24 protein-coding genes are annotated in these 24,056 nt (G+C 37.7%); 3 read left to right on the top strand and 21 right to left on the bottom strand.

The window, feature by feature from the left end:
* Positions 1 to 105: 105 nt before the first annotated feature.
* From AC1Z3K_RS06025 to AC1Z3K_RS05995, 7 genes are all read right to left on the bottom strand, one after another.
* Positions 106 to 711, bottom strand: a complete 606-nt coding sequence (locus AC1Z3K_RS06025; RefSeq protein ID WP_426081266.1) for an AAA family ATPase — start codon at positions 709 to 711, stop codon at positions 106 to 108.
* Positions 708 to 1,583 (bottom strand): class II fructose-bisphosphate aldolase, encoded by an 876-nt coding sequence (locus tag AC1Z3K_RS06020; RefSeq protein WP_426081265.1) that lies wholly within the window; start codon positions 1,581 to 1,583, stop codon positions 708 to 710. The genes AC1Z3K_RS06025 and AC1Z3K_RS06020 overlap by 4 nt, the downstream gene beginning before the upstream one ends.
* 26 nt (positions 1,584 to 1,609) lie before the next feature.
* Positions 1,610 to 2,020: a tetratricopeptide repeat protein gene (locus AC1Z3K_RS06015; RefSeq protein WP_461732155.1), complete on the bottom strand. Its 411-nt coding sequence runs from the start codon at positions 2,018 to 2,020 to the stop codon at positions 1,610 to 1,612.
* A gap of 24 nt (positions 2,021 to 2,044) precedes the next feature.
* Positions 2,045 to 3,328 carry a PTS sugar transporter subunit IIC gene (locus AC1Z3K_RS06010; protein WP_461732154.1) on the bottom strand — a complete coding sequence of 428 codons (1,284 nt, stop codon included), beginning with the start codon at positions 3,326 to 3,328 and terminating at the stop codon, positions 2,045 to 2,047.
* A gap of 25 nt (positions 3,329 to 3,353) precedes the next feature.
* Entirely contained in the window at positions 3,354 to 3,662 is a 309-nt protein-coding gene (locus AC1Z3K_RS06005; protein WP_426081262.1) for a PTS sugar transporter subunit IIB, read from the bottom strand.
* A gap of 37 nt (positions 3,663 to 3,699) precedes the next feature.
* Entirely contained in the window at positions 3,700 to 5,781 is a 2,082-nt protein-coding gene (locus tag AC1Z3K_RS06000) for a BglG family transcription antiterminator (RefSeq protein ID WP_461732153.1), read from the bottom strand.
* 452 nt (positions 5,782 to 6,233) lie between these two features.
* On the bottom strand, positions 6,234 to 6,911 hold the full coding sequence (locus AC1Z3K_RS05995) for a PRD domain-containing protein (protein ID WP_426081259.1): 678 nt from the start codon (positions 6,909 to 6,911) through the stop codon (positions 6,234 to 6,236).
* A 381-nt stretch (positions 6,912 to 7,292) separates the two neighbouring features.
* Here AC1Z3K_RS05995 and AC1Z3K_RS05990 point away from each other — a divergent pair, with 381 nt between their 5' ends.
* Entirely contained in the window at positions 7,293 to 8,111 is an 819-nt protein-coding gene (locus AC1Z3K_RS05990) for a MerR family transcriptional regulator (protein WP_461732152.1), read from the top strand.
* Positions 8,112 to 8,163: 52 nt separating this feature from the next.
* Here the strand turns inward: AC1Z3K_RS05990 and AC1Z3K_RS05985 are convergent, their stop codons facing one another.
* The 10 genes from AC1Z3K_RS05985 to AC1Z3K_RS05940 form a co-directional block, all read right to left on the bottom strand.
* A complete protein-coding gene (locus tag AC1Z3K_RS05985; protein ID WP_426081256.1) occupies positions 8,164 to 8,694 on the bottom strand; it encodes a dihydrofolate reductase family protein in 531 nt (176 codons plus the stop codon).
* Between the two features lie 253 nt (positions 8,695 to 8,947).
* On the bottom strand, positions 8,948 to 9,694 hold the full coding sequence (locus tag AC1Z3K_RS05980) for an SDR family oxidoreductase (protein WP_461732151.1): 747 nt from the start codon (positions 9,692 to 9,694) through the stop codon (positions 8,948 to 8,950).
* 351 nt (positions 9,695 to 10,045) lie between these two features.
* Positions 10,046 to 11,545: a DUF1846 domain-containing protein gene (locus AC1Z3K_RS05975; protein ID WP_461732150.1), complete on the bottom strand. Its 1,500-nt coding sequence runs from the start codon at positions 11,543 to 11,545 to the stop codon at positions 10,046 to 10,048.
* A gap of 567 nt (positions 11,546 to 12,112) precedes the next feature.
* Entirely contained in the window at positions 12,113 to 12,370 is a 258-nt protein-coding gene (locus tag AC1Z3K_RS05970; RefSeq protein WP_426081253.1) for a hypothetical protein, read from the bottom strand.
* On the bottom strand, positions 12,364 to 12,711 hold the full coding sequence (locus tag AC1Z3K_RS05965) for a hypothetical protein (RefSeq protein WP_426081252.1): 348 nt from the start codon (positions 12,709 to 12,711) through the stop codon (positions 12,364 to 12,366). Before AC1Z3K_RS05965 ends, AC1Z3K_RS05970 begins: the two co-directional genes overlap by 7 nt.
* Before the next feature lie 19 nt (positions 12,712 to 12,730).
* Complete coding sequence (locus AC1Z3K_RS05960) at positions 12,731 to 13,969, bottom strand: hypothetical protein (RefSeq protein ID WP_461732149.1); 1,239 nt, start codon at positions 13,967 to 13,969, stop codon at positions 12,731 to 12,733.
* On the bottom strand, positions 13,970 to 14,278 hold the full coding sequence (locus AC1Z3K_RS05955) for a hypothetical protein (protein ID WP_461732148.1): 309 nt from the start codon (positions 14,276 to 14,278) through the stop codon (positions 13,970 to 13,972). It lies immediately after the preceding gene.
* Between the two features lie 280 nt (positions 14,279 to 14,558).
* Positions 14,559 to 14,867, bottom strand: coding sequence for a hypothetical protein (locus AC1Z3K_RS05950; RefSeq protein ID WP_461732147.1), 309 nt, complete (start codon positions 14,865 to 14,867; stop codon positions 14,559 to 14,561).
* Between the two features lie 595 nt (positions 14,868 to 15,462).
* Entirely contained in the window at positions 15,463 to 15,780 is a 318-nt protein-coding gene (locus AC1Z3K_RS05945; protein ID WP_461732146.1) for a hypothetical protein, read from the bottom strand.
* A 342-nt stretch (positions 15,781 to 16,122) separates the two neighbouring features.
* Positions 16,123 to 16,521, bottom strand: coding sequence for a hypothetical protein (locus AC1Z3K_RS05940; protein ID WP_461732145.1), 399 nt, complete (start codon positions 16,519 to 16,521; stop codon positions 16,123 to 16,125).
* Between the two features lie 231 nt (positions 16,522 to 16,752).
* On the opposite strand from AC1Z3K_RS05940, the gene AC1Z3K_RS05935 reads away from it, so the two are divergent.
* Positions 16,753 to 17,181 carry a hypothetical protein gene (locus AC1Z3K_RS05935; protein WP_461732144.1) on the top strand — a complete coding sequence of 143 codons (429 nt, stop codon included), beginning with the start codon at positions 16,753 to 16,755 and terminating at the stop codon, positions 17,179 to 17,181.
* A 275-nt stretch (positions 17,182 to 17,456) separates the two neighbouring features.
* On the opposite strand, the gene hylB is transcribed toward AC1Z3K_RS05935, so the two are convergent.
* From hylB to AC1Z3K_RS05915, 4 genes are all read right to left on the bottom strand, one after another.
* Entirely contained in the window at positions 17,457 to 19,943 is a 2,487-nt protein-coding gene (gene hylB / locus AC1Z3K_RS05930) for a hyaluronate lyase HylB (protein WP_461732143.1), read from the bottom strand.
* Positions 19,944 to 20,380: 437 nt separating this feature from the next.
* On the bottom strand, positions 20,381 to 21,181 hold the full coding sequence (locus AC1Z3K_RS05925; RefSeq protein WP_426081242.1) for a PTS system mannose/fructose/sorbose family transporter subunit IID: 801 nt from the start codon (positions 21,179 to 21,181) through the stop codon (positions 20,381 to 20,383).
* On the bottom strand, positions 21,174 to 21,965 hold the full coding sequence (locus tag AC1Z3K_RS05920) for a PTS mannose/fructose/sorbose/N-acetylgalactosamine transporter subunit IIC (protein ID WP_426081241.1): 792 nt from the start codon (positions 21,963 to 21,965) through the stop codon (positions 21,174 to 21,176). Before AC1Z3K_RS05920 ends, AC1Z3K_RS05925 begins: the two co-directional genes overlap by 8 nt.
* An 18-nt stretch (positions 21,966 to 21,983) precedes the next feature.
* Positions 21,984 to 22,910, bottom strand: coding sequence for a PTS sugar transporter subunit IIAB (locus AC1Z3K_RS05915; RefSeq protein WP_461732142.1), 927 nt, complete (start codon positions 22,908 to 22,910; stop codon positions 21,984 to 21,986).
* Between the two features lie 437 nt (positions 22,911 to 23,347).
* Here AC1Z3K_RS05915 and AC1Z3K_RS05910 point away from each other — a divergent pair, with 437 nt between their 5' ends.
* Positions 23,348 to 24,055, top strand: coding sequence for a GntR family transcriptional regulator (locus tag AC1Z3K_RS05910; RefSeq protein ID WP_426081239.1), 708 nt, complete (start codon positions 23,348 to 23,350; stop codon positions 24,053 to 24,055).
* The last annotated feature ends 1 nt before the right edge of the window (position 24,056 follow it).

The following is a 24,056-nucleotide window of genomic DNA, read 5'->3' as shown; positions in this document are numbered from 1 at the left end:
TTTTTTACCTATTGCCGCTAAATGTTCTATTTCTTAAAGAAAAAAGCGATTCTCACTTTTTTATCAGTAAGAATCGCTATTTTGTTTTGGCTGTAAATCTGCTGCTTAAGCTAAATTAGCCAGATAAGCTAACAGCTTCGAGTAATCAACCGTTGAAAAGTCTGATACATCATACTCAAATAGATGTCCTAAAGAAAATTCATTGTACCGCCGCAGCTCAATTATTTTTTTAAATTCTTTTTTTGTAATCAGATTATCTGCCTGAGAACGATCTCTTAAGCAATCGCCATAATGATAATGAGTCATAATATGGCTCAGATGTCGATCAGGTTCCCTATCACGAAGCTCTCTTCTCGCCCACAGCTGTTCAAAATCGGCAGTTAATCGAATGGTGATTACTTCATAATTGTAAATTACGGCCAAATCATTCAACCGCTTTTTCTGCTTTGCAGAGAACGGATACTCAGAAACAACAAATTTTTTCCCAGCATTCATATATAGCTTCAATACTCCATAGTAGAATTGCCAGACACGTTCTTCCAGCGCTGCCTTTTCATTTAGATTATCAAATCCGACAGAATCAGCATAAAGCTCCTTTCCTTCATCTGGTGTAATGATGAATATGTCAGCTAGAACTTTCTTTATCAAATGAATTAAATAGCTTTTTCCAGTGGCTGGACTTCCGGCAATCAGAATCAGATATTTTTTCATGCGGTTTCTGTTTTTACAGCCAAAGGACTTTCGGTGTTCATAAATAATCCAATCTTATGTTTAACGATCTCTTTGACTTTCATATTTGCCGGGATAATATTGTGTCTTAGAGATTTATTTACTTCGGTAGCTCCAAAGCATTCTTTTGCCTCCTGAGTCCAGTTTACTAACAGCTCGGTTCCTACATTAAATTTACGAATACCGTTATTAATTAGCTCTGGGTAATCCTCTTCTTTTACACCTGTTCCACCATGAATAACGAGTGGTACACTCACTGCCTGATGAATGTCTTTCAGCAAAGGGATATTTACTTCTGTTTTAGACTTGAACTGTCCGTGATTTGTACCAATCGCAATCGCTAAAGCATCTACTCCTGTCAATTGAACGAATTCAACAGCATCTTCTGGTTTCGTATAGATTTTATCTTTTTCTGAAACAGAAATCCCTTCTTCTGTACCACCGATTGTACCTAGCTCTCCTTCCACAGATACACCACGTGCATGAGCATATTCAACCACAGCTTTCGTCTTCGCAATATTTTCTTTGAAAGGCAGGTGGGATCCATCATACATAACACTGGAATAACCGGCTTCAATCGCCGCTTTGATTTCATCAAAATCTCTGGCATGATCCAAGTGTAAAGCAACATCTACTAGTTCATCTTCAGCAATTTCTTTTACTACTGAAACAACTACTTTATAACCAATGTATTTCGCAGTATCGATACTTGTCTGAATGATAATTGGCGAACCCATTTCTTTAGCTGCGCGAATCATCTCAGGCAGCATCTCCAGATTATGAGCATTAAATGCTCCAATTGTCATATTCAGTTCTTCTGCTGTCTCCGTCACTTCTTTTAATGTTTTATACATGTTCGCTTCACCCTTTTTCCTTAGTTTTATCCAGTAATCGTTACCTGCTTCGCAATCTGCCGCATGTCGTCCATTTTCTGCATGTACGTTTCAATTCCGGCATCATCACCCCTTCGGGCAGCCGCCGCCCGTTTTGCATTATACAAACTCATGAGCTTTTTATAGCCATCGCCAATTGAAAGCTTAAGCTCTAAACTTCTTTCAAGAGCAGCAATCGCTTCATCCAGCTGCTCCATTTCAGCTAGTACCAAGCCCTGTTCTTCATAGAGCTCAGCAAGTACCTCACGGCTTTCAGAATCCTTATCAGTTATCCTGCTGATTTCATTTGCTTTACCTTCTACAAGCTGCTTCAGCCTATCAAGCTCTTGCTCAGTTAAAGCTTTTTTTTCTGTTTGCTCTTGAGGTTTTTCTTTTTTTCGTTTGAAAAAATCAAACATCTCTATTCCTCCTCTAGTCGCTGCTTAAAACATTTTTAAGATGGGACTTAGCAGCCAGGCGTACAACATTGCTGCAATAACCGTATCCACATCTGTCGCAGTAGCATTGATAAAGCCCATACTATTAAAAATTGTCACCAGCAATGCCGGTAAGAGTGTGATGAAGAACCCGTGGGCAATTCCTCCGATAATTGCTCCTCTTCTTCCACCAACCTCGTTGCCAAAAATACCCGCTGTTCCTCCAGCAAAAAAGTTTGTCAGCATTCCCGGTAAGATCATGGCCAAACCAAAAATCGGCAGAACAAACATTGCAATTACGGTTCCAATAGTCGTTGTGATAAACCCTAAGATAACTGCATTAGGTGAGTAAGGGAAAAATACTGGACAGTCCAATGCCGGAATAGCATCCGGCACCAGCTTCATGGCAATCCCTCGAAAAGCCGGAACAATCTCACCTAAAAGAAGACGTACGCCAGCTAACAGCACATAGACACCTACAACAAACTGAATGGCTTGTAAGAATGCAAACATTAAATAATGCTGCAATCCATGATCACCTACGCCAGGTCCGGCAAATGCTGCCGTAATAATATAGAGAGGAACCATCACAACCATTACAGAAAGATACGTATCCTGCAAAAACTCAAAGGATTTTGGCAAATTGATGTCTTCTATGGATTTCTTATTTTCACCTTTTTCACCAAATATTTTTGCAACTCCCGCTTCAAATAAATAGCCAATTGTACAAAAATGTCCTAAAGCAATATCATTCGATCCTGTAACCTTACGAATAATCGGCTGAGCGATTGCCGGCATCGCAACTGCAAATACTGCACCTACAAAGCCCCCGACAATAATCAAAACAAAGCCCCTTAATCCGGCAAAGTAACCAAAAACAGTTGTCATTGTTGCCATCCACAAAATTGCCTGACCTGTTAAAAAGATATATTTCCATTTCGTAAAGCGGGCAATCAGAATATTAAAAATAAAGATTGCTAAAAAGGTCAACGCAATATCTCTCCCAAGACCTAGCTCATTCATTGCCTGCCCATTGATTGCTTCAATTGAAGGAATAATTCCCTGCATATCAAAGCCTTCTGTAAAAATTTGTCCGAAATATGTCAGACTACCGACAATAATGCTTGAGCCAGCACTCAACACTTGAAAACCCAATAAAGTTTTCAAAGAGCCAGAAATTATCTGTCCAGCTGATTTCTTCTGTAGAATCAGCCCCAGCATAGCAATCAAGGCAATAGTGATTGACGCCTGTGTAAGAATATTATCAATAATAAAATTTACAACACCCATTAATATTCACCTCTATTTTATTTTTTTAAATAGCTCCTTTAGCTTGTAAAATCGGAACTAGTTTTTCTTCAATTTCAGCCTTAGACACAATATTTTTCAAGTAGACAATTGCGGTTTTTTCTTCATCCATCGTAAACTTTTCAAACTGTGACTGAAAATTTTGAGCTGTGATAATAATATCCGGCTGCATGGAAGCCGCAGTTGAAATATCCACATGATCCAGCTTAGCATCTACATGATGTTTATTTAGTACATCCTCTGCCGACATTTGCGCTGCAAAACTGCTGCCTAGTCCAGCACCACAAACAAATAAAATTTCTACTCTTCTTCCCATACTTCTCTCTCCTGTTCTATTTTTTTGTTTTATTTCCTTAATCAGCGAAAAATACTTCTTTAAATGCAGTGATACTTTCTGCTTTGGATAAGCGATTGATTTTATCTTCATCGTTAATCAGGTCAATCAGGTTCTTCATAATATTCAAATGAGAATATGAATCCACCGCTGAGAGACAAAAAATAAGTGTGACTGGATCATTCTCTTCATGTCCGAAATAAATCGGTTTTTTCATAACTGCTACGCTTAAGCCCAGCTTCTCTGCTCCGTCTTCTGGTCTTGCATGGGCCAAAGCCAGGTGGCGGCCAATGACGATATAAGGTCCAAACTTTTTAACGGCTTCAATCATTGCTTCTATATATTGCTGGTTGATTATTTTCTCTTTCAACAGAGGCTGAGAAACTAAACGGATGGCTTCCTGCCAATTTTCTGCTTCAACATCGACCAGTATATTTTCATCCTTTAGAACGTCTTTAATCATAGGTTGTATCTCCTTTGCATCGATTGATAAATGATTTTCCAGAAAAATATTTTCCAGTTCTTGATAGTCTTCTCCAGTTATTTTTCCATTTTTTCTTTCAATCAGGTGGAGTAAAGAATGAAACATATGGGTGGCATCCTCCTGACGTCTAGCCAGCCTTTGACAATTCTTATGCTGCATAAGAAATGCGGTAATTGCTTCTTTATTTTCTTTTTTGATGATTGGATCAATAATCAAGGTAGGCTTTGTCTGTATTGGAACGGATAATGTCGCAAAAACTAAATCGATATCCAACTTACTGATTAAATCAGTTTCACGTGAGCTAAGCACCGCTAAGACTTCAATATTGAACAGCTCTTTAAGATTTTCTGCCAGCAGTTTTCCTGTAGCTACACCATGATTGCAGATAACCACTGCTCTGTAATAATAGCTTTCCTCCTGATTAAGCTCGCTAGCTGATGTTGAAAAATGAATAGCAAGAAAGGCCAATTCATCCTCTGTTATTTTTTTCCCGGCTGCATTATTTATTTCAGGCGCAAAATCAGCGACTGCCCCATAAATGCCCTGATAGCTGGCCTTTATATTTTCTTTTAAAGGATTAGCGAACTGAATATCATAGCGGATTCTATTTAGTAATCCCGCAATATGCTTGTACAATCCCTCCTGCAAAGCTTCTTCTCTTCTTGAAAACGGAATTTTTGTGATCTTTTCAACGTGTTGGATAAGCTGGATTGATAAAATCTGCGCCTGCATCCATTCAATCGAGTTATTCATATTTTTTTGATTAAAGGTATTTAGCATAAAAATCAGATAGTTCAGTTCATTCCCTTCCGGCTGTATCTTAAAGTCTTTGCAGATGGTATGAACAAACTGTTGAATTTCACTCGGCAAATCAGCCGAGCTACCTTTCCAATGAGTATTTTTTATCAGATTTTCCTGCTGATAACGAATAAGCCAGATACCAGTAAACAAAATAAAGTTTTTTCGGTAAAAATTCTCTTCTTTACTAGAGATTACCTGATCATATATGCTATCTATTTTCTTGAATAATGCCATTGGAAGATACTTAAAGATTATCTGTTCTTTTATCGGGCGGCTTTCCACCCGTTCAGCCAACGAAAGACTCTTGACTGCTTTATTGACGACTGAGTACAACATTGTTCGGATAATCCGTTCCTTGCCCTCCAATATCAACCCTTGTTTTGGCATACTGATTACTTCTAGCCCATATTCCCTCAGGAACACTCTGACACGCCGCATATCTTCATCCATAGTGCTTTTAGAAATCTGATATTCTTGTTCCTTCTGGTAGAGAAAAACTTTCTGATTTTCTAATGAAATGGATAAAATCAAATCCAGAATCCGCAGCTCTCGAGACAGAAAATCTTTTTCTCTTTGCTCTTCCATCAATCGAATCGCTGCTTTTTTCTGATCTTCGTTCAGCTTTAGGTACATCCCCTTTCCTCTAATACTCTGAATGACAGGAAACTCGTTTTTTGCTAATTGCTCATTCATCTCACTGAGCTCATTTCGAATCGTCCGCTGACTAAGTGAAAGCTCCTGACTCAAAGACTGGATACTAACCGGAACAGCTGCTGCAATAAAACGTTTCAGCAATTTTAATTTTCGATCTCTCATCTTTTTATCTCCTTTGTCTGTTTAAAGTATAAAGCCCTTACATTAGATTTGTTAGTAGATATTTCTGCCAGTAAAGTGTGCAGAAATATGGGGACGAACTATTGAAAGCAATCCAGCTTTATTCGTTTATTTTTCAAAACATAAAGACAAATAAAATACTGAACCTGCTAAAGAAAATCTTTTCAGGTTCAGTATTCGTTTTTTATTCACTTTCTTTCGTTCTTTATAAAATCAAATAATGACTGGAACGATACAGTTACCCAAGCAGGGATAACCCTTCACTCGTAACCTTATGGTGTACTTCAGCAATAAGAAAAATTTTCTTTGAAATCGCTCGATTTTGAAGAAAGCTCGACTTAGTATCGTAGCGAGCTAGTTTGTGATGCTAACCATTAGCTGAATGGTTTTGCTTTTTCATGCTACATTTTTTCAGTATTAAATCTACTATTCTGCTAATTTTTACGCTGATAAACGAGTGAATGGATATGGATTGTCAAAAAGAGAATTTCTGTTTCTGTCAGCTCAAACTGATATTTTTTCTTTAAAAATTCAGCAATATCGACTGAGCATTGATAAGCTAGCCTGAATTTTTCTTTTGCATGCGGGGACCATTCATCAATGGTATCAACATCTTTTTGATTTGTGATTATTCGAACGGAGAGGTGCTTAAGATGCTCAATGAAACTGTGCCCCGCGGGAGAATTATAGTCCAAATGGAACATGAAGCGGTATTTAACTAGTTTAATCATCTCATTCATTTGAGTAATAATCGTGTCTATCTGGTCCGTACTGATTCGAAACTCAGCCGCTGCTGCCAGCACAGTAATTTCTGCTGCATGAAACTCATTTAACACCAAACCAAAAGAGCTGTTCATATCTGCTACAATCTTTTGAGCCAGTTCAAATTCCTGATTGAAAAATAAAGCTGTATTATGAATTTTTGGCTGATTCCTTTCAATAATGGTTCTATGAGTCAGACACTGCAGCAAATAATTATACAACGTGATATAGATAGATGAATCAAGGGTATTTGCTATGCCGCTTTTCAAAATGATTACGTATTTCTTAGTATACTCAGCATATATCGGTTTGTAGTGAAAATTACTTGTGTCAAAGATTCTGTCTTCCATATTCAACACATCCTTTACTTAAATTATTAGCTATATAAAACTCATGGGCGGAGTAGCCAGCTCCATTTGAAACAGCCCCCCTAATGGTACGCCACACAAAACAAAAGAGTAGCTGTATCGATGAACACTCAATGTCTAATTCCAAGCTTGCTTGTATAAAAACCTCCAACTTAGACTGCATACCTGCGAGAATTACAAAAACTTTTCTACTTAGGGGTTGGCTGATTAGGGCACTACTTTTATGCATAGTATAGGTAAGGGGAGCAAAACCATCCCATCGCTCAAAGCTTTTAAAAGCTTTATCTATTTAAAGTGTAAACTGTCCAGCCTCTTGACAGTCAAGTGATACCTAAATAAAATGAAGAAGAGGTGTTTATTATTATGAAGGAATTAGATAAAAGCATGTATTTATCCACCGGTGAATTTGCAAAAGCTGCAGGAATTCAGCGCAAACACTTGATTTACTACGATCAAATTGGGCTGTTTTCACCAGAATTGATCTTGGATAACGGGTATCGTTATTATTTTTACCGGCAGCTCTATACGCTAAACTTGATATTGACTCTTAAAGAAATTGGTATGTCTTTAAATGACATCGGTAATTTCATTAAAGAACGAAATCCTGAAAAAATGATTGCCTTATTTGAACAGCAGCAGCTGGTTATTCAAGAAGAAATCGACAAGCTTCTTCAAATTAAGAATATGATGACCATGCAGATCAACTCAACAAAACTGGCCCAGTCTGTATCTGTGGGAACGATTCAAATCATTGAGTGCGATGAGGAACCTATTTTTCTAGGTGATATTCCTTTATTCGTTGAGGGGGAACAGCCGCTGCTCTCTAAAATGATTTCGCGCTTTTACCAATACGCTTCTTCTCAAGGCTATGAATGTACCTTCCCCTGGGGAATGAGAATTCAGCTCAACAGGCAGCAAAATATACCCGTAGACAAATCGGCTCAATTTTACTATCGAGTACCTGAATCAACAACCTATAAACCAGCCGGTCGCTATATTGTCCTTTACAGTTACGGCATCCACGGAGACCGAGAGGAGACTTACAAAAAAATCACCGATTATGCTAAAAAATATCACTATCAGCTAACAGATTTTGTTTATGAAGACAGCCTGCTAAACGAAATTTCTACCTGCTTTCCAGAAAATTACATTTTACAGATTTCTGTAAAAATTGATGAATAAAACAGAAGTATTTCGGATTGTTTTTATCTCCGGAATACTTCTGTTTTGTAAGCTACGGTATTTTAGTTGGATTAGGCTTTTCCAAAACAAGCTCAGCAAACTGACCATACTGATGAACTTCTTTCAGCGTATATCGTTTTATTCCTTCCTGCTGAGTAAAAAGCGGAATCCCGTCACCCAATAGCACTGGTGCAAACTGAACAATTAGTGTATCTATCAGATTTTCATCAAGTAATGAGGCTATCAACTGATTGCCTCCGATAATCCAGATATTTTTTTCTTTTGGAAACTGTTTAACAAATGCAGTGACATCTCCCGAAATGGGTGTGAAAGTCTCTGAATCAAGCCCTTCTCGATGAGTAAAAACATAATTTTCAGTTGCTTCATAATAAGAATCGAAGTCAGACATACTGCTGGTTTCATCATAGGTTTTACGCCCCATAATCGTGATGTCCATCTTGTCATAGAATTCCTGATAGCTGGTTTCCTCTGGTGTACCCGTTTCATGAAGCCAGTCGATTCGATGATGGCTATCTGCCAGATAACCGTCTAAACTAACACAGCCATAAAAATAAATACTCATTTAATTATCTCCCCTACTTATTTTTTAGCGTAACAAAAAATGACATCTAAAGAAATTTTATCTTACTCTATAATAATTTAGCAGAGATAACAAAACTACACCAGAAAATAAGAACTAGCTTGCAGCCTTTGTGTAAAGTACAAATTTTTAACCTTATCAAGCTATTAAGCAGCTAAATAATGCCAATTATTAGCTGTCCTGTTTTTTCGTCATCTATAAATATTAAATATTTTTTAACTGCTAACTCTATTAATTACCAAGGCTGTGTAGTCGGTCCAATCGTGAACTCATTAATAGTTGTGTCTTCCGGCTGGTCAATCGCAAATTCTACCACCCCAGCTACCCGCTCAGGCGTGATGCCATGCTGGGCATATAGGGCACTCATCCCTGCCATCGTTGAATCATCGGTAATCGTCTCCAGCAGCTCCGTATTAATTGCAGCTGGGTAAATAGTCGCTGTACGGATGTTGGTTCCTTCTTGAGCAGATTCCATACGTAAAACCTCCATCAAATCACGAACCGCCCATTTTGTCGCGCCGTATACTGCACCGCCAGGATAGGCTTTCAAACCTGCTACCGATGAGGTCGTAATAACATGACCGGATTTTTGTTCAATAAAGGTTGGCAAAACTGCAGCGATTCCATTCAAAACACCTTTAATATTGATATCGATCATTTGATCCCATTCATCCACCTTTAGCGCAGATAAGGGAGCACTCGGCATAATACCTGCATTCAGAAAAATGACATCTACTTTACCATAAGTAGCTAGTGCCAGTTTTACTAGCTCTGCATTATCTTGTCGCTTAACTACATCCGTTATGAGATACACTGCTTGACCATCCAACGCTTCAATCTGGCTCACTAAGTCCTTCAGCCGATCCTCCCGTCTTGCTCCAAGAACTACTTTTGCGCCTTTTAGTGCAAGGCGTTTAGCTGTAGCCTCCCCAATTCCAGAAGATGCACCGGTAATAATTACTACTTTGTCTTTAACTGTCATGATATTCTTCCACCTTGCTGTATTTTTTTCTTACATTTGAACTATAGCACTTAAAGTCGGGTTTAAGTCAAGCGTTTTTATAAAATCAACTATTCAAAACAGTTAAAACGATTCAGAAAAATAACAGCCAATAAAATACTTTCTCTAAATCAATAGTAAAAAAGGCAGCTTTTGGACCCTCTTTTTATTTGGTTTTTAGACGTAGAAAGCAATGCTGATTTATTAATGACTACTCATACTATTTAAGTTCCTCCTACATAAAAAAGAACCAGCGGACTTCCCTTTTTCAAGGTAAGCCTACTGGCACATTTTTCTTCTGTACTATATTAAATTTTTTAGAATACACCCTTATTAATAATACAGCTGTTCAGATGGATAAGCCGGTGTACAGGTAATGTCAATCCCCAGCTTTTTCAGATTTTGTTCATTATTCTTATTAATTAAAACAGTGGAATGCGCTTGAGCCCCTTCCAGTTCAACCAGTTTTTCATATGCACGCTGAGCGGTTGGATTCGTCACTGCGCTGATTGCCAATGCAATCAGAACCTCATTAACGCTCAAAGAGTGGTCCTTCATATGCAGTTCATTTTTCTTTAGCTTTTGAATTGTTTCAAGAGTGATTGGCGACAGTAGGTGAATATCATCATCAATTTTAGCTAATAATTTCACAGCATTCAAAATAACCGAAGCCGCTGCCTCCATCAATGATGTTGTTCTTCCAGTGATAATCTCTTTCGAAGGAAGCTCTAACGCAATGACTCCAACCGGATCTTTTGTCAGCGATTCATACTTTTCTGCATAGTCATGAGCAGGCGCAACCACTGTTCGATCCTCTGGCTTCAGTCCCAGCTCCTCCATAATCAAGCTAATCCGATTAACTGCTTCTTCATTAACAAGCCCCTTCTTGAAGTCGCATTCTGTCTGGAAATAACGGCGAATGATTTCTTGTCTGGAAGCCTCCTGTATAACCTCATCGTTAACAAAGCCTGCTGAAATCCGATTGACTCCCATATCCGTTGGAGACTTGTAAACAGACTCTTGATTTGTTATTTTTTCAATAATCCGTTTGATAACCGGAAAGGTCTCAATATCACGATTGTAGTTCACTGCCATCTGTCCATAAGAATCCAAATGGAAAGAATCAATCATATTTACATCCCCTAAATCTGCTGTTGCAGCTTCATAAGCCACATTCAGCGGATGCTTCAACGGTACATTCCAAACTGGAAATGTCTCGAACTTTGAATAACCTGCCGCATGCCCCAGCTTACTTTCATGATACAGCTGATTCAAACAGGTCGCCAGCTTACCGCTGCCAGGTCCAGGTGCTGTCACAATAACAATCGGTTTTTCGGTTTCAATGTATTCATTTTTACCAAAACCATCTTGAGAAACGATTTTCTCTACGTTTAAAGGATAGTTTTCAATTGCTTCATGCTTGTAGACTTTGATATCTCTACGTTCCAGCTTATTGATAAATACCTTGGTTGCCGGCTGATTATTATACCGTGTAATAACCACACTGTTAATTGACAAACCATACCCTCTCAGCTCATCAATCAACCGCAGAATATCCATATCATAAGTAATTCCATAATCTCCACGAATTTTATTACGTTCAATATCGCCTGCATAGAGACAAATCAGAATTTCTGCCTGATCCTTCAGCTTCTGCAGCAGCTTTACCTTGATGTCTTCTTCAAAGCCGGGCAGCACCCGTTTCGCATGCTTATCATCAACAAGCTTGCCGCCAAATTCCAAATATAATTTATCATATTGATTTACTCGTTCCAGAATGTACTCCGACTGCTCCGTCAAGTATTTTTCTGAATCAAATCCAATTTCTCTCACTCAAAAATTCCTCCTCGCCTGCTCCTTAACCATTCTTCCATTAATACATACATTCGTCAATATAAAACTGTTAGAAATAAAGGATTTTTTTCTTAGCTGTTTTCCACTATTTTTTTAGTAGATTGATTATTAGTTTTAAACCAAAAATGAGAAATTAAGTATCTCTAGCTGTAGTCTTTGAAAAAGGGAATTAGTCTCATTTGTGCTGCTTCCTGTATTTTAAATAGAGACTGGCGGAACAAGCTTCAGAACATTCAGCTCCTAGGAAAACGCATTTGATTTTAATCAAGCATTCTGATTTTCACTCCCAAAAAAGCTGCTTTATTTCCTGCTTCGTTTAGATAAGCTTCGATGGCACATTTTCTAAAGTGATTCTCATAGTAATTCATTGAAAAACCCCCTAGGTTAGATTTTTTAGTCTAACTTAGGGGGCATACCTGATGGAGCTATGTTCGTATAGTTCGGCTTATTGCTGAGAAACGCAGGGAGCTGTGAGCTATGTTGAACACTACCTCTCTGGTTCTTAAAGCAAAATACTTTTGGTCCAGCCTCTTCTCATTTTATCTGTTAAAATCCTTTTAGTGACTCGCTATGTTGTTTTAAAGACTCCTGCGCTTTCTTGCCAAACTGTCCTTTTATTGAACTTCCCAAAGTTTCAGACGTGCCTCGAATGCTTTTCTTTAGCGCTTCAATCTCTTCTTCGGTATTTTTCGCAACATCACTCCGGTTTGCCGCACTTTCTTGGCAAGCAGAACCTGCAGCTGAAAAACGAATCATTAACTTTTCACCGTTCTTACGTAACTCCTTTAATAACTCGTCTACCATTGAGAAGCTTCCTCCTCATTTTTATCGATCTGTTCAGTTAACTTCTGATAATTACGCTGATAATCTGACGCTACTTCCTCTAGCTCACTATCCAGCTTTTTTATTTCATTCTGACAGGTATCTTGAAACTCATCACCAAGTCCATTTAATGCTCGGAGACCCTCTTGTAGAGCAGACTGATCATCCGTAATTGTTTTTATATAATAGCGGCTAGCTTCAGCAAGCTCTTCTAAAATCTGTTCGCCTTTATGTTTGGCAACCCGCAAATCATCCATTTTATCTTCATATTGCTGTTTTTGCTTTAGGTAATTTTCCTCCAGCTGTTCGATTGTCTGACTCAATTCGAATTCTCCTTTATCCTTAAATCTGCCCCGCTAATACTTGATCCTTAGCAATCAGTTGAGCAATATTTGTTTTAATCTCAGAAATAAGTGATTCATAAGCTTCTGCTTGGCTTTCCATTTGAGTAATTTTGTCTTTATATTCTGAGACTGGTTCATCTACGATACTTCGCTTAGAAGCGCCGCCAGATTCTAAAGCGTCCATTACTTCTGTATGATTAAGTGTTGTTCCGATATTTTTAGCCGCTTGCTCTGTTTTTTTCCATAACTGTTCCGCCTTATCAATAGCGTTCTGATATTTCTTTTTTATCGAATCGGACATCGTTTTATTCATAGCTGATGCTGCCTCAACTGCAATCAGCGCCTCACTGTCATCTAAATAGATTTGTTCATTAGCAGAAAGTCCACCACCGCTAGCAGTGAATTTTTTCTTTAATTGAAATAATGCCCATTTTTGGAGTGAAGCCTGACGGGCAATCTGAGACATCTTTACGGTTGGATTCTCTGTTTTTCCAAAGACAACATTACCATCCTTATCAAACGTCCAATCCTTAATACTATGACTATCCCCATCTAACCAGAAGATAGTCCCGAAATCTGTGATTTTATCTCTTTTGTTGCCGTCCAACAAATTAACCGTTGAATCATCCAGTTTGCGGTAATTCCTAAATAACTCCGGATTTTCCAACATAAACTTCTTTTCATCTTCATTAAGAGAATCATATAAGAACCAGCCATTAAAAACAGTCGTTGGAATTTTCCATTTTGCTCCGAGCTTCAGCATATAGGCTCCTTGGCTGTAGCCACTCAACTGAGTAACGTTATAGCCTTGTTTATTAACAACGAAATCCAAAAAATCATCAGCTTGCTTCGTTTGTAAGGAGCCGCCATTTTTAGTATCTTTCGCAGTAAAAGCCGTAAAAAAATCCATCCAATCATCTGAACCTTCACCACCAACCAAAGAAGGCGGTGTTGTCCCAGCAGAAATAACCGCGACATTATTGGGATCCCCCTGAGGATAAGCATCAGTGATAGGTGCAACAGCAAATCCTTGATAGCCGTTGTTGTCAATATCTGCAGAAGCGACTATTTTGTATTGTTTAGTGGTACTATCGGATATTTTTACGCTTACAATGTTTTGTTCCATCTCTGTCAGCTCATTGTCTGGTTTAGCAACATATGTTATTCCATCTTTATATTTAGGATCAACTTTATAGACTTCCTGATTGAGAATATTCAGTTCTTCATCTATATACACTTAAATATCCTCCTCACTTAAATCGCTATAAATAACTTTGACTTTAGCTTCCGTTTTACCGTCTTTTAATCTTGTTGCCCCTCCATACCCGTATGCCCCAGCTTCTTCTATAGGTAAACTAAGCTCAATAATATCTTGAGTATCCTCAGTTATAATATCCGCTCCAACTGCAACAAAGCCAGCTAAATGATTGTAGTTATACTCTTCTGAAAAACGTATTTCTTTAATTTCTGTAAACCCATTTTTTAGACGTCGAGCGGCGACTTTTTCCCATTCTACAACTTGTGCCTGTTCGTTTTTCTTAAACATGAGAAACCCTCCTCCAATACTTAGTATTAGTACTAACACAGCAACTACACTTAAAACAATTTTTTTATTCATTTTTTCGTCCTTAATGTCCATTTTTAATCACTAAATTTATTATACTTGTAAGTAAAGATGAAGTCTATCTGTTACAAAAATTATTATAATTAAAGCAAGGTGAAATATTTGGCTTCTTATAAATATAAACGTGAATAATAAGCAAAAAAACTTAACAACTATTATAGTTTAAATTCGTGAAGATGACTGCTTTGTAATAGTTACACGATCAAATTGTTCCCTTGCTTTTATCTGTATAAATCACTTGCACTTTTTTTGTAGTTTCTCCCTTTTTCAAATTAGTACCTCCACCATAGCTTCCAAGATTTGTTTCATCTGTGGGTAGGGTAAATCCAATACTATCTTGCACTTCCTCAGTTATAATCTCCGCTCCAATTGACACAAAACCAGCCAAATGATTGTAGTTATATTTTTCTGAAAAACGTATTTCTTGAATATCTGAAAATTCTTTTTTTATTTGTTTAGCAGCAATTTTTTCCCATTCTACAACTTGTGCCTGTTCGTTTTTCTTAAACATATATAATCCTCCGCCAATGCTAAAGAATAGCACTAGCACTGCAACTACGCTTACAATAATTTTTTATTCATTTTTTCGTCCTTAATGTTAATTTTTAATCACTAAATTTATTGTACTTAGTAAGTAAAGATAAAGTCTATCTGTTACAAAAATCATTATAATTAAAGCAAGATGAAATATTTGGCTTCCTTCAAATATGAACGTGAATAATAGTCAAAAAAACTTAACAACTATTGCAGTTTAAATTCGTGAAGATGACTGCTTTGTAATAGTTACACGATCAAATTGTTCCCTTGCTTTTATCTGTTTAGCAGCAATTTTTCCCATTCAACAACTTGAGCTTGCTTATTTTTCTTAACCATATAAAATCCTCCACCAATGCTAAAGAATAGCACTAGCACGGCAATTACGCTTTAAATAATTTTTTTATGCATTCATTTATCCTTCATTTCAATTTTTTTATTGAATTTGGTAAACTTATTTTAGAGTAGTTATCTAAGCTGGATACCGCCACAATTACTTACTGTTCATTGGTATCTATGTTCGCAAAAGCGACTATTCTATTCAGATTATTCAGTTCATCATCTGTATGTACTCAGATTTCCTCCTCACTTAAATCGCTATAACTCACGTGCACCTTATTTGTAGTCCCTCCTAATTTAAGTTTTATAGGTTTACCGTATGCACCAATACCATAATCTTCATTCTCCGGAACTGGTAAGTCAACATCAATAGTATCTATCCCATTACTAGTTATAACCTCAACGTTAACTGCAACAAAACCAGCTAAGTGATTATAGTTATACTTTTCTAAAAAGCGAATTTCTTCTATATTTGCAAATTTATTCTTTAGACGTTGAGCCGCCACTTTTTCCCATTCTACAACTTGTACCTGTTCATTCTTCTTAAACATGAGAAACCCTCCTCCAATACTTAGTATTAGTACTAACACAGCAACTACGCTTACAATAATTTTTTTATTCATTTTTTCGTCCTTAATATTAATTTTTTAGTCTTTGATTATTGAATTTATTATTTAAGAGTAACCATTCTAGGATGTGAGCTATCGAAAATATCTAATAGGTACTAGTTTTTATATCTGTGGAGAAAATAACTTTTATCAACTGTAACTCTATTTACTTCACTGTTTTGGTTTAGAATCCGACTAAGAACATAATTTCCTGAACCTCTATTTTGATTGGGGTAGATTGTATACTCGTTGATTCAAATCATTTAATTCTCTGTCTGTATACAATTACAATTTTTCCTCCTGTCCATTTGTGTAAATAATTGTAGCATCATTTTCAGTAATACCTTCGTCAGCAGATATCCTGCCATAACCATAGCCATAGCTCGAAAGCTTCTCATCATTTTTATCAAGGGGGAGAGAAATTGTTATCTTAGCAACTTTTTCCGAAGTTTTAAGTTCAACTGTAATTGCAATGATTCCTGCAATCCAGTTATCTCTATAATTTTTTGAAAAACGAATTTCTTCAATATCTGTAAAAGTATTTTTTATTTGCTTGGCAGCAATTCTTTCCCATTCAACAATTTGAGCTTCTTTTTCTTTCTGTTTAAACATATAAAATCCCCCGCCGATACTTAGTATCAGCACTAACACAACAATTATACTTACAATAACTTTCTTATTCATTTTTTCGTCCTTAATGTTAATTTTTAGTCACTTATTTCATTATACTTGTATTTAAAGATAATATCTATCTATTCAAAAATGATTAAGATTGGTTCGAACTAAGCAATCTTTAGATTATTAAAAAGCAAAAAATCTTTAATGGAGGTGTATATGTTTTCAAAGGTTTTACTAATTTATGAAAAATGATATAATGCGAAGGTTAACAAAAATATCTAAGGGGTATTAACTAAAATGAAAAAAATGTTTGAAACAAGGATTATCATTCTCTGTGCCTTAATTATTGTCGTTCTGGTTACAGATATTATTTCTATGTTCTCTTTCTTTATCAGTCTTCCCGGTGTATACAGATCAGCACTTTTCGGAGAGGTTCTAAAAAACTATGCCATCCACGCTGTTATTCAAGGAGGTATTATCGGTTTGTCTCTATGGTCAATTAAAGAGGAAAAAATCCGTCCTGTACTTGCTGTTGGACTGCTTTACTTTCTTTATAGTCTTGGTAGATTATTGTTTAATATCTCAGCAGATGTTCAAGGCTACCTGAGAAGCCTTGACTTGTTAAGAGGTCTTAATCTGATCATTGAACTATTGATTATTCTTCTTTTAGCTTCCTTTTTTATAAACAAAAAAATGCGTGATTATGTTTTCAATAAAGCGAGCTAATGATTCACTAAAGGAACTGTTTTCGCATCTATGTTCTCACTTAGTTGTATTTTTGAAGCTGGGAGCATCATTGAACTACGGAATGGCTGATTTTTCAGAACTGGTACATCGTCGTCTTAAGTGATGCTCCAGTTCTTTTTTTATCCGTATAATCCCTTATCATAGAAATCAATTTCTTACTGTTTAAGTAATTTCAGATAAAAAAACACTTCTCGAAAAAATCGAAAAGTGTTTAAAGTAGTATATTCTTTATAGCGAACTAAGCTTCTACGTATTTATTCCACAACAATCTGTTTACTCTGCCCACTGCAGTTTGTAAAATCAACACTAAAGGTGTCAGTTGAGCTATCGTAAGCGATGCCTTCACTCATCGATAAAATTCCATTGTAGTCTTTGGGAATTTTGATTTTCATTCGGCTATTGGACTGCGTTGGATCTGAAAGAGTAAGGGTCTTTTTTGTTCCCTTTATTTGCCTCATGAGAGAAACTGGTTTATCAGAAGCAATTCCAGCAGCCTCTCCTCCAGCTGCCCGCCAAATATTGATACCAGTATAGCCTTCAGCAGGTAGTTGGACTGCCTGTATATCCGCAGAGTTTTCAAGAATTTCTACTGGTTTTTCTCCAGCATAGACTTTTAAATCGGCTTCACTGATTCCCGGCAATATTACATAGGCATACTCTGCCCCAACCGGCTGCTTGCCATGATTAATCAAAAACTTCTGGTAACTGCCGTTGTATTTCTTATCGCTTGGAAAGGCTTCATTGATTTCAGTATAAGTCCCTGTTCTGGTTTCACTGACAACCTCTACTACTTCTTTTTGCGGAAAATAGTAACCCATGGACGCTTCGTCATGATCTGAGTCCAGCAGTAACCATTCTTTATTACTTTGTTCTGTCGGGGTACTGATAGGTCCATTATCTGACAATACCTGATAGTTAAACGCCTCGTTCAGAAGACGATTATCAACGACTGTTTCTATTGAAGCTGTGGTATTTCCTGTAATTCCAGAACCCAACGCAACAATTTGACCATTTACTACAAACCAAGATTTTTTGCCCTTCAAATCCATCGGTAGAACCGTTCCATTATTTTTAGTTCCTTCTTTATTTAGTGACATCCCCACTACTGCCTGATTTTCAAAAGAAACACCACCAACCCATTTTTCTTTAGAGGTTACTGTTGTAAATGCGGAGACCTCATCCTTAAGTGCAACAGTATCAACAGTGGTTCCCGGCAGCCGATAGGGATCAATTGTTGGCCAGTATGACTGATTAAACTGGACACCGTCATTCGTGTAAAGGTACATCATTCCATCTGCTGTATGCCAGCCGCGCTTATTTTCCTTATTGCCTGCTTCAAAGGAAGAAATACGGTTGGAATACAAACTCAAGCTCATCATATATTCTGGCGTCCGCTGAACAAAGCGATCCATAGAAGCATACATCTTTGTTCCAGTGAAAGGCAGCTGATCTCCTGAAATAGAAGCATCATCCAGCAATGACAGTGTCATCCGTAAATCATTGTAATCTCTAGTATTTGTCAAATAATAGTCAGGATTTTCCTTCATCCAGTATTTTACAGCTTCTTTGAGTTTTTGCTGATAAGTATCGGGGGCAAATTGTGCGACAATCAGTAAATTGTACATCGTTGTCGAACCATAGCCTTGTTTTGTTAGAGCCGGCGCTCGGGAAATCGACCGTCCGTTGACCCCTGGCAGCATTTCTCCCTGGTATATCAAAGGTAAAAATGCCCGATCTACATTTTCTACAAAAGCTTGAACAACCTCAGAAGATAGTTCAAATTCAGAATCTTTAGTAATTCCAAGAATTTGTCCGATACCCTTAATCAACACATTACCATAAGAACCAGTATAAGGAATCGTATTGTGCTGAATAAATGAGCCATCTTGATAAAATCCATCTCCCTTATCAACCAATTCAAACACATCGACGATACTCGTTGATGCCTGTCTAATTTTATCAGCATTTTCCTGCAGTATTCCTAATCCCAGAGCAGTCTGAGCTAAATCCGTCCGGTTTGCCCCAGAGGTGACAAAATTCGGAATAAATGCCAAATCAACAAAGGTTCCCTGAGGCTTTGTATATAGCTGCTTGAATGGATCAGGTACGTACCCGCTGATTGCGTCTGTATAGCGAAAAAGCTTTTCCTTTGGAACCTCATCTCCAAGAATCATCAATGTTCCAACAAATTTTTGAGGAACACCAATCTGCCAATCCCACCAATTTCCATGATATTTTTTACCATCATAGCCTTTTTTCAACACCATGAAATCCAATCCAGCTTGAACCGTCTTACTGATTGCAGGATTTTGATAAAAGCTGGTTCCTTTTGTTCCGTATGCCAATGTGAGTTTTTGAAGCTTGGTAAACTGAGTAGTCAAATCTGCTGAAGGAGTATTTCCCGGTTCTAAAGACCACAGAAATGTTCGGTCAGGATTCTTATCCATTGTCTGATAGAGAGCTTCTGCTTCTTCTGAAAGCTTCTGAACATAATTGACTACTTCCTGAGATGAATCATCATACTGATCAGAAACTAGCTGATTCCGCCATTTTTCCTGTAGTTGGTCATACGTATCCGTTTCATTCTCCAGCAGAGCTTCTCCTTGATTAACAAGAGGAACAGTTTCCTTTGTCAGATTGAGTTCTTCAGCCCATACTGCATTTGGCTGGTAGAGCAGCAGCCCGACCATCACTGAACAACTAATCACTAAAATAGACTTCTTACGTAATACTTTTACCATTCGTACACATCCTCTTCTATTTGATTGCAGCTCTCCCCTGATATCCTTGAATCAACTGTTCTTCTTGCATTAAAACCTATTTGAAAACCTCCGTATGTTAGATAATCCTTCTCACTCCCCTCTTAATTATAATGACAGTTACTGGAAATCATCTATTTACTAATGATTACTGTAAATCCGTAGCTCTCTTGACTATTGTTTTATTAAAGAGTACTTATTTGACATGTCTGAGCTTTTCCCAAAGATAGAAAAGCTCAAAAAATGAAGGCATAAAAAAGTATGCAGCTCCGAGAGCTTCAATTCTTAGCCGCTCTGCCCATTTAGAGATTGATGAAATCGGAACGAAGTGAAGTGAGCTGCTTCTGGAATACTGTTCATTCGGTTTTTGAGCAAAGAAAAGAGTGGAAACTTATTGTCCCACTCTCCTCTTTTCAACGTTAACCTAAAATACCAAATGCGCTCAATGCAATCGAAAGAATTAAAATAATCCAGATAACACGGGTAGAGTTTAGTTTTTTCTGCCCCAGCATCCAATACGTTAGGATGACTAATAAAATCGGAACTAATGAAGGCAGTATAGCATCTAATGTATCCTGAATGACCAGCTCAACACCATCCTTTTTGTAAACGAATGGTACAGTTGCTTTGACTACTGATGGAATGAGTGCACCAATCACAGTTACTCCCAATACAGTTGCCGCATTGGTAAAAGCAGCTAGCTTATCCTTTAGTGTCGTTACAAGCTTAACTCCCTGCTTATATCCTAGCGGAAGCAAAGCTGCCCGAGCAAACAGCAAGGCAATATTAGCGATTATCCAGATGACACAGCCGACGACAGACCCGCTTTGAGCCAGGGTTCCTGCAACCGAGCCGAAAATGGTTCCCCAGATAACGTGAAACAGGGAATCACCGACACCGGCTAATGAACCCATTAAAGCCGTTTTCAAAGCGACTATTGTTTCTTTCGCTTTGTAACCGTCCTGCTCTTCGATTGCCACATCAATCCCCATAATCAGATTTCCAAAAATTGCATTTGTATTAAAGAACTGATTATGTGTCCGCAGCATATCTTGAAATTGTGTCTCATCATGTCCATAGAATTTTTTCAGCACTGGTAAAATACCGTAAAGATAACCTGTACTCATCATTCGCTCATAGTTCCAGTTCAGCTGACTACCTAAAATATAGCGCCAGCTAATTGCATTCAGCTCTTGTTTTGTTAATTTTTGATTACTCATCCCCGTCATATCCTCCTTCAAAAGTATCTGTTCCCGTAACAGCTTGAGCCGTACCTTTCTCGCTGTCACGTTTGAAAACCAGCATCGCTGCCACCACTCCGATAATTGAAATACCTAACATTGGCACTTGTAGATAGGCAGCTAAAAAGAAGCCAAGCAACAAATAAGGAATATATTGTTTTGTCGGTAAATATCGTAATAAAATTGCCACACCAACTACCGGTAAGACACCACCAGCAGTTTTTAATCCGGTCATCAGCCATTCAGGCGTGTTTTCGGTAATCGTTGTTACCGCCGCATCTCCCACAAGCAGCATCAGCAAAATGGGAATTGCTCTGGATAATCCCCATAAAAATGAACCTGATAAAACAAACTTAGGAATTCGGCTAACCTGCATGTTATCAATCGCTTTGTCCACACGATGCAGTAAATAGACATTACAGAAGCGGGCAACAACATCTAGTTGAAGCATCAACAGGGAAACAGGAACAGCTAGTCCGATGCCGTATTCTGCTCCTTTACCAGATAGCACAGCAAATGCTGTTCCCAACACCGCACCTGTAAAGTAATCCGGTACAGAGGCTCCGCCAAATGCAGCAATCCCCAGACGCATCAGCTGTAATGTTCCTCCAACCATTAATCCAGTGGTTAAGTCTCCCATGATTAGCCCTGAAATCATTCCGGCGATAGCCGGTTGAGTCAGCGTATTTGAAATAAGTGAATCATTAATCGCAATAAATGCATATATAGTAATAAGAATAATTTGGTATGCTTCTAAGTGCATGGTTCTTTCCTCCTGAATTTAGTTTCGTAGTTTTTCCATAAAATCGATAGATGGATCATTAGGTACCAGCTGAGCGGTAATTTTTACTCCCTTTTCTGCAATTCCTTCAAACACAAGCTCTTCATCCTTCATAACTTTAATGCTCTTGGTTATCTCTCTGGCGCCTTCTTTATAGCTCATGTTGCCGACATTCACAGCCGTAAGCTGACCGCCTGCTTCAAGATATCTCAGAACATCTGTCGGATTCTTGAATAAAAGAAAAAGTCTCTGTTTTCCATATTTTCCTTTTTGGATATTTTCTGCTGCAGCCTCTATAGTCAAAACTGATAAACGCATCGTTGTCGGTGCAGCCATCCGCAATGAAGATTTTTGCAGCGGATCTGCTGCAGCTTCATCGTTGATGACAATAATTCGCTGTGTATTCAAACTCGTCGACCAAATCCCAGCAACCTGTCCATGAATAAGGCGCTCATCGATTCGTACATTGACGATAACGGCTTTTCCTTCAAACTCTTTGTATTTATCCAAGTCTGCGTTTGCTTCAGAAGTTTCTTCACCTTTTTCCGAGCATTTAATCTCAGCTTTGACATCCACCATACTGCCTTTTGAAAGTTTAAGCAGTTCCTTTACAGTGATTTGCTGATTGACTGCCGCTTCAATGACCATTGGAAGCGACATTCCCGCTAATATATCTACCTCTTCTTCTTCCATATAATGCTTAGCTGCGACATTACATGGCGTTCCTCCACCTAAATCAGCTAAAATAAGTACTGGCTTGTTAAGGGCTTTCATTTTCAAAAGCAATTCGTTTTCGAACTGGATATTATCGCCGTCAGGCCGCAAAGAAACCGTATGTACTTGTTCCTGCTGCCCAACAATCATTTCCAAACTGCTTTTTATCCCTTCTGCCATCTCACCATGACTTATCAATACAATATTTTTCACTTAATCCCCTCCTATTGGTTTAAAATGTTCTCACTTAACATGTTATGTCTTGCGTAAACCTACTATATCACATATCAACTCATTCGTAAACCTAATATCTTAATATATTGAATTTTATTTTAAAATTTTGACCATGGTTATTTTACTCCATATGTTATAAAAGATAAAGCGATTGCTAATCTCAAGTTGACATGTTATCCTTAAATAGATAGATTTCTTCAATAACGCAAGTACTGGTACGCTTTTTTAAGCACACTCTCTGCAAAATAAATTTTTTAAGTAACACGATAGCTATCTCAAAGAATTGGACTGAATAATCTTGTTTACTTCACTGATTCTTTCATCTTCTCGCTTTCTATACAAGTAGAGACTGCTTGATTTTTCCTGTATAAGCGATGAATAATTTATAATAACTATGTCATAAAAAGGAGGTTGCTATGATTCCTAAATACGAACAAATCAAACAGGAGCTCATGAGCGAAATAAAAAATCACAAATTTATTCCTGGAGATAAATTCTATTCCGAAGCTGATATCAAACGAAACTATTCTGTCAGCTCCATTACAGCCGTGAAGGCTTTAAACGAACTGACCAGCGCAGGCTACCTATACCGGATTCAGGGGAAAGGCACCTTCGTGTCAAAATCAAAGGTCTCACAAAGTGTAAAGTTTTCAGATATTGAGCTGCATTCGTTGGATACCGAAAAAATTAAGGTCCTCTCTATCGAAGAGGAACAGAACCCGGAGATACTAAAAGAATTAGGTTTGCCAGCTCACAGCTCTTACTATAAAATCAAACGTGTCCGTTCTTTTGGAGATATTCCCTTTCTGGTTCATATCACTCATTTACCTAAGAAGCTAGTCAAAGAACCTATCAATACTGATTTATCTGCCTACGCAAGCGTCTACGAGCGGGTACGTAAAGACTTTAATCTCGATCTCTTTTCATTAGCCTCTATAGAAACGAATGAGATTGTTTTCCCGGATGATGCTGAGCTGCTGAATCTTTTACGGTTAAGCTTTAGAGAACCTGCAGTCAAGCAGGTCAAACACTCCTATTTACCAGATCGTAGTGTTGCAGAGTATATCGTCAGTTATAAGCACTGGAAATATTTCAAAACAAAAATAGAAGTGGAAGCCGAGTAGC

Source organism: Enterococcus sp. LJL128 (assembly GCF_056924295.1).
The sequence above is the reverse complement of the archived record's forward strand: the minus strand, read 5'-3'. Positions and strand labels throughout refer to the sequence as shown.